The sequence below is a fragment of the Komagataeibacter melaceti genome, assembly GCF_003403295.1.
GTDB classification, from domain to species: domain Bacteria; phylum Pseudomonadota; class Alphaproteobacteria; order Acetobacterales; family Acetobacteraceae; genus Komagataeibacter; species Komagataeibacter melaceti.
Genome location: NZ_QUWV01000094.1, coordinates 22,352 through 28,619, shown reverse-complemented (window position 1 = coordinate 28,619; position 6,268 = coordinate 22,352). Strand labels below are relative to the sequence as shown.

General features: G+C 63.3%; 5 protein-coding genes. 2 read left to right on the top strand and 3 right to left on the bottom strand.

Going from position 1 to position 6,268, the window contains the following annotated elements; genetic code table 11:
• The first annotated feature begins 15 nt into the window (after window positions 1-15).
• A complete protein-coding gene (locus tag DY926_RS11275) occupies window positions 16-1,389 on the top strand; it encodes an Nramp family divalent metal transporter (protein ID WP_116703460.1) in 1,374 nt (457 codons plus the stop codon).
• Here the strand turns inward: DY926_RS11275 and DY926_RS11270 are convergent.
• Window positions 1,386-3,878: a mechanosensitive ion channel family protein gene (locus DY926_RS11270; RefSeq protein ID WP_116703463.1), complete on the bottom strand. Its 2,493-nt coding sequence runs from the start codon at window positions 3,876-3,878 to the stop codon at window positions 1,386-1,388. The genes DY926_RS11275 and DY926_RS11270 overlap by 4 nt on opposite strands.
• A 270-nt stretch (window positions 3,879-4,148) precedes the next feature.
• Window positions 4,149-4,574, bottom strand: a complete 426-nt coding sequence (locus tag DY926_RS11265) for a hypothetical protein (protein ID WP_241503174.1) — start codon at window positions 4,572-4,574, stop codon at window positions 4,149-4,151.
• Between the two features lie 124 nt (window positions 4,575-4,698).
• Between DY926_RS11265 and DY926_RS11260 the strand changes: the two genes are divergently transcribed.
• On the top strand, window positions 4,699-4,881 hold the full coding sequence (locus DY926_RS11260; RefSeq protein ID WP_148707765.1) for a hypothetical protein: 183 nt from the start codon (window positions 4,699-4,701) through the stop codon (window positions 4,879-4,881).
• Between the two features lie 188 nt (window positions 4,882-5,069).
• Here DY926_RS11260 and DY926_RS11255 read toward each other — a convergent pair whose 3' ends face one another.
• On the bottom strand, window positions 5,070-6,203 hold the full coding sequence (locus tag DY926_RS11255; protein ID WP_116703458.1) for an AGE family epimerase/isomerase: 1,134 nt from the start codon (window positions 6,201-6,203) through the stop codon (window positions 5,070-5,072).
• Window positions 6,204-6,268: the final 65 nt, after the last annotated feature.

Here is a 6,268-nt window from a genome sequence, read left to right as displayed (position 1 = left end):
CGATTGGGTAATGGCATGAGCCACGAACCCCTCCCTCCCCTTGCCCCGTCCGCGCCCAAACCCGCCACCTGGCGTTTCTCCCGCGGGGACAGGGCGGACGGCCACAGCCTGCCCGAAGCCTTCGCCACCGTGCACGTGCCCGATGCCGGGGCACCGTGGCTGCAGCGGTTCCTGGCGTTTGTCGGGCCGGGCTACATGGTCTCGGTCGGGTATATGGACCCCGGCAACTGGGCCACGGACCTGCAGGGCGGCGCGCAGTTCGGGTACACGCTGCTATCCGTCATCATGCTGTCGAATATCATGGCCATCGTGCTGCAATCGCTGGCCGCGCGGCTTGGCATCGCCACGGGGCATGATCTGGCGCAGGCATGCCGGGACCATTTCCACCCCGCGCTCAATATCGTCCTGTGGCTGGCGTGCGAACTGGCCATCATCGCCTGTGACCTGGCCGAGGTGATCGGCACCGCCATCGCCCTGCAGCTCCTGTTCGGCATCCCGCTGCTGGCGGGGGCGGTGATTTCGGTGCTGGATGCGTTTCTTGTCCTGTTCCTGATGAACCGGGGCTTCCGCTACCTCGAAGCCTTCGTCATGGGCCTGCTTGGCGTCATCGCGCTGTGTTTCATGGTGCAGGTCGTGGCCGCCAGCCCGCCGCTGGCCAGCGTGCTGAAGGGGTTCGTGCCTTCACCCGCAATCGTGACGGACGGGCGGATGCTCTACATCGCCATCGGCATCATCGGCGCGACCGTCATGCCGCATAATCTCTACCTCCATTCCTCCATCGTGCAGACCCGCGCGTATGCGCGCACCCCACCGGGCAGGCGGGAAGCCATCCGCTGGGCCACATGGGACAGTTCCATCGCCCTGCTGCTGGCGCTGTTCATCAACGCCGCGATCCTGATCGTGGCGGCGGCGGCATTCCATGCTACAGGGCATCAGGACCTGGCGGAGATCGAGGATGCGTACCGCCTGCTCTCCCCCGTGCTGGGGCTGGGCGTGGCCTCCACCCTGTTTGCGGTCGCCCTGCTGGCGGCGGGCACGAATTCGACCGTTACGGGCACGCTGGCGGGCCAGATCATCATGGAGGGGTTCCTGCGCCTGCATATCCCCTCATGGGCGCGGCGGCTGCTCACGCGGGGGCTGGCCGTTGCCCCCGTCGTGGCCGTGACGGCGCTGTATGGCGACCGGGGCGTGGGGCAACTGCTCATGTTCAGTCAGGTCATCCTGTCCATGCAGCTCCCCTTTGCGGTGATCCCGCTGGTCATGTTCGTATCCGACCGGCGCAAGATGGGGGAGTTTACGCTCTCACCCCCCATGGCCGTGCTGGCATGGGGGGTGGCTGCCGTGATTGTGGTGCTGAATGGCAAGCTGCTGTTTGATACGGTTTTCTAGGGTGCGTGCGTGCCCTGCGGGGGCGGTCCCTCCGGCTTCGGGGTGGCGGTGCTGACCCGCAGCCCGTCGCTGCCCGGCGCGTTGTCCAGCAGGTAGAGATAGCTGGGAACCGGGAATTTGATGCCTTCCGCGCTCATGCGCACCATGAGCCTGCTGTAGAATTCCCGATAGACCGCCCATTTCGCCCCCGGCGCGGTCCGGATCGAGCCAAGGTAGCGCGCGCCATTGCCATCGGCCTGTTCGATGCCAAGGAACGTGAAGCCGGACATGATCAGCCGCCCGAAGCGCGGCGTCTGGCGCATCTTCTCCAGTTCCTCATGCAGTATGGCGGTCAGTTGCCCGGTGTCCTGCGTCAGGTCGATCATGAAATCAACGACCACAAGGTTGTAGTCGCGCGATGTGTTGGCGATGGACGACACCTCGGAAAACGGGATGATATGCAGGTCGCCATTGATCGAGCGCAGCCGCAGGGTGCGGATGGACAGATGCTCCACCGTGCCCGATATGCCGCCCGCCGTAACCCAGTCCCCCACCTGTATGGCGTTTTCCACCAGCATGAAGAAGCCGGTGATGAAGTCCTTGACCAGGCTCTGTGCGCCAAAGGCGATGGCCGCACCCATGATGCCCGCACCCGTCAGCAGCGGTGCGACGTTGATGCCGATCTGTGACAGGGTCGTGACCGCCACGATGATGATGATGACCGCCAGCAGCACGGTCTTGATAATGGGCAGGACGGTGCGCAGGCGGCTGGCGCGCCCCTTCTGTGACGAGTTTTCAAACCGTGCGATCTGGCGTTCCAGCGCCGCGTTCGCCGCCTCCCACGCAAGGATGGCGACGGTGTAGGCCACGAGCATGGACGTGATCGCGCCAACGATTTTCGGCCCCAGCCTGCCATGGGTCAGGAAATGCAACGACGGCAGCCCGAGCGCCTGAAGGAACAGGACCGTGGAGATGAAGAACAGCAGGAACGACAGGATCTTGCGCGAGATGGGGTAGTAATAGTCCACCCGCCCCTGCAGGCCGGGGTAGCGAGCCTCCAGCGCGGGGGAGATGTGGAACAGCCGGTTCTGCAGGTTGAACAGCAGGAGCGACACCATGCGTGACAGGATCACGACCGCCGATGTCAGGATGACCGTGCGGAATATCCACGCATAGCCCCCCTGTATATGGGTCGCCCAGATCAGCCACAGCGCGAAGTTGAAGAACATGGCCGGCACCCACCACAGGTGGGCCAGCCTGCCCAGAAACATCCAGAACGGCTGCTTGAGCAGCCGGGCCGGGGGTTGCAGGGCGCTGGCCACATGGGCGCGGACCCGCCATGTGAATATGGCCACAAGGATATGTTCGACCAGAACCACCGTGCGGATGATCGCCTCGGTCCCGCGCGCGGGCATGTCGAACACCCCACCCAGCGTGGACAGGCACACCACGACCGAAGGTGCCGCGACAAGGAAGTTGAGCCAGCGCGTGACCATGAACGCGGTCTGGTTGCTGGCGCTGCACAGGCGGATGGCGGGCGAATGGGGAACGAACAGCGTCTCCATCAGCAGGTAAACCACGCGCGCCACGACATAGGCGTTGGTCAGCGTAAGGGTGACGAGTTCGGCCTGGTGCGTCGTGGTCAGCAGGTAGGCGGATGACGTGCCCAGCGCGAAGAACAGCGCCACGGGCAGCAGTTTGATCAGCAGGTGGACGATGGAATAGGGAATACGAGCCAGCAGGCGCAGTGTGGCGTGCTGGGCCTGCATGTCGTTCTGCTGGGCCTGCTGGGTGGCCTGCTCGTCACTATCCTGTGCGGCATTCGCCCCGGTTGCGGGCGGGGGCTGGGGGGCATTGGCATCGGGCAGGTTGAGCCGCTGCTCGGTCGCTACGGCGCGTTGCGTCACGCGCAGCAGCGGCTTGCGCAGCAGCAGCGAAAAGCCGCGCTCGGCCGCCAGGGCGATCAGCAGGATCAGGGTCGCCCGGCCCACCGCATCCAGCAGGATGCCGCGTGACTGCGGGTCAGCGAAAATGGTGCGTGTCCAGTGCGCGACGAATACCAGATCACCGAACAGTGCGACAAAATGCTTGGCCTGCACGAACAGCCTTGCGCGCAGGGTGTCCATGTCCTGCACGAAATCGCTGCCAAGGCTGTCGGCCTGAACGGTCACGACCTTGCCATCCGCCGCGGGGGCCGGGGCGGGTGCCGGTGCGGCTGGCGCTGGTGGCGGCAGGTTCGCAGCCAGGGCCGAAAGCGTGCTTTCGAACTCCGCGCGTTTCTGCGGGTCGTTGATGACATCCAGCACCTGCTGGGCCTGTTCACGGCTCATGCCCTGCGCAGGGGCCTGCGCAAGGGCACGCGTGGCACCGGGGGCCACGCACCACAGCAGCAGCCCGATAACGGCAACGCGCCACAGGATCAGCAATGGGGATGACGACCGGCCCGTCCCTGCCTCGGGCACGCGGTTTTGCCCTGTGCCATGCTGGCAAGTATCCATGAAGTGACGCATCGTATGCATTTCGTCCCGATTGCTGAACGCTGAATATCTGTCATGTAAAAAATGTATATGCGATGCCATTTACGGCAGGCGACAAAGTTTATTGCAGACATGACAGTAAAAGCGCAGGTCAGCGGAAGCCGGGCAGATATGCGATAAATTGCCCTAGTCTTTTGGCACGGGCCCTGCCCGGCCCGTATTTATTTATGATGCTCAGGATTTATCGGAATTAGACATATCTTCTTTATGGATATGGGACCAGCAGGACTGTCCCGCCACGGCTCATGCCCCGCCGGGTGTCGTGTGTTTTTTCAGCAGCGGTATCGTGTCCGGGCTGCCCTCAAGCGCGCGTTTGAGCAGGTCTTCCCCCAGCCCCTTCAGCGCAAGCGGGTGCATGGTGTCCAGTGATGCACATAGTTCCTGCCGCTCCGTGGGGGTGAGTTCGGGGTCATTCATGATCCGCTGGCGCAATGTCTGGACAGATTCCGCGCCGTTGAGGGTGACATGCATGTCACCGGGCTGGTCCAGATAGGCGCGCCCCGCATTGGTGATGGTGCTTTCCCCCGTAATCCTGAGTCCGTTGCCCGAAACGGTAACACCCCCCTTGCACAGCCCTTGCAGTTCCAGGTCCAGCAGGTTTTTGGCGCATTTCTCTTCATCCTCCGCCTCGGGCGGGCACAGGTTGGCCGATCCACCATTTTCGGCCATGCAGCGAAGCATTGCTGCCTGTAAGACCCGATCAATCATATCAGGCTTCCCCCTGCGTGCCGTCCGGGCGGCATGATGACCGGCCGGGGTGCGGGCGGCAATAAAGAGAATGGGAAACATGGTCATGCATGATTATTCACCCCTGCCCCGGCGCACCTGCGGGTGCGTGGGTTGTGGTGGTGGTGTTGTATCCGGCGGGGCATGTCTGTTCCTCCACAAATGCGCGGGTCAGGGCGTGGCGGGCGGCCCTGTCATGACCGTAGCATCCGCCATGCCAGCAAGCGGGGTGGATGGCGTGGGGAAGTAAAGGATCATCATTTGTAATAAAGCAGCCGGGAATTATGTCGCGGCTATTGTCACCATGCCACGCATGGCGGGACCGGGCGTGCGGAAGCGGATACGTCCCCGCTTTCTGGCCGGTGTGGGTGAATGGTGGATTATGGGCAAGTATCCGGTCCGGCGCTACATGCACGACCGGACCGGGATACTGGCGCGTTACAGTGACAGGACTGCCGTAGCACCACCATAGATATGGTAGAGCGAACTGGCCGGCATATGGTCGGACAGCGGCACGCCGTGCACGTCCAGACGGTCGATCCAGCCACCAGCCAGCCGGGCGGGGGCGTATCGGTCAAAGAAATGCTGGCTCTGCGGTGCAATCCGGTCACGCGCCTGCGTGTCCCCCGCGCGGGCCTGCAGTGCCAGAATACGCATGAACTCGGTCTGCGGCCAGATGCGCGTTGAATCCTCCAGCCGCCTGCCGTGCTCGGTCATGGCGTCACAGACCACCAGCGTTTTATGGTCAAGGCCGTGGGTGCTGGCGGCTTCCGCCAGTCTGGCCTGTGCCTGCCGCACGGCGTCCATGTTCGGGGCATCGGGGGCAAGGCGCGCATATTCAGACAGCAGCCACGACCATTCATACAGGTGCCCCGGCTCGACACGGTTATGCCCCGCCGCCTGCAGGGGTTTCCATGACCTGTCAAAGAATTCGAGCAGCATTCCGGTGCCCGGAAGGATGAAATGCTCAAGGGCCAGCGCAACCATGCGCCGGGCGTAATCCAGGTAGAAAGGATCCCCCGACACATCAAACAGCACCAGATAGGCTTCCAGCAGGTGCATATGGGGGTTCTGGCGGTGGATGCTGTCGGCTGGCGGCACGCTGTCCAGATAACCGCCACCATCGGTCTGGAAAATCTGGTCGATTTCCTGCGCCGTCTCACGCGCCACCTGCAGGTAAGCCGGATCGTTCGACACGCGGTAGGCCCAGCCATGGGCGAACAGGATGAAGGCATGGGCATACAGGTCGCGCCGCCGGTCGGCGGGGCGTCCGTCGGGGGCAAGGGAGAATATCCACCCCGCCGCGTCATCGGCATGCCAGTAACGCTTCTGCACTTCATGCAGGCAGGACAGCGCCTGATCCGCCGTGGAGCTAAAACCGTCAAGCTGCGCGCGACAGTAGGTTGAAACCTGACGCGCCTGCACCATCAGCCGCAGCGCGGGCATCTGTATGGGCTGGTGGTCAAATGTCAGGCGTTCATGAAACAGGCGGCGCGCGGAATCAAAACCGATGCCGGACCAGAGGGGAAGCGCCTGTTCGGACAGCCATTTACGCCATGTATCGTGGGGCAATTTGGCACCTTTTTTATTATTGGCGGCACAACCGGACGGATGCGCCGCATGGTTGGAAAACGGGG

What these genes read in the sequence shown, in the direction of transcription:
- DY926_RS11275 (WP_116703460.1), top strand. Translation starts at nt 16, where the DNA reads ATGAGCCACGAACCCCTCCCTCCCCTTGCCCCGTCCGCGCCCAAACCC.
- DY926_RS11270 (WP_116703463.1), bottom strand. Translation starts at nt 3,878, where the DNA reads ATGCGTCACTTCATGGATACTTGCCAGCATGGCACAGGGCAAAACCGC.
- DY926_RS11265 (WP_241503174.1), bottom strand. Translation starts at nt 4,574, where the DNA reads ATGGCCGAAAATGGTGGATCGGCCAACCTGTGCCCGCCCGAGGCGGAG.
- DY926_RS11260 (WP_148707765.1), top strand. Translation starts at nt 4,699, where the DNA reads ATGCATGATTATTCACCCCTGCCCCGGCGCACCTGCGGGTGCGTGGGT.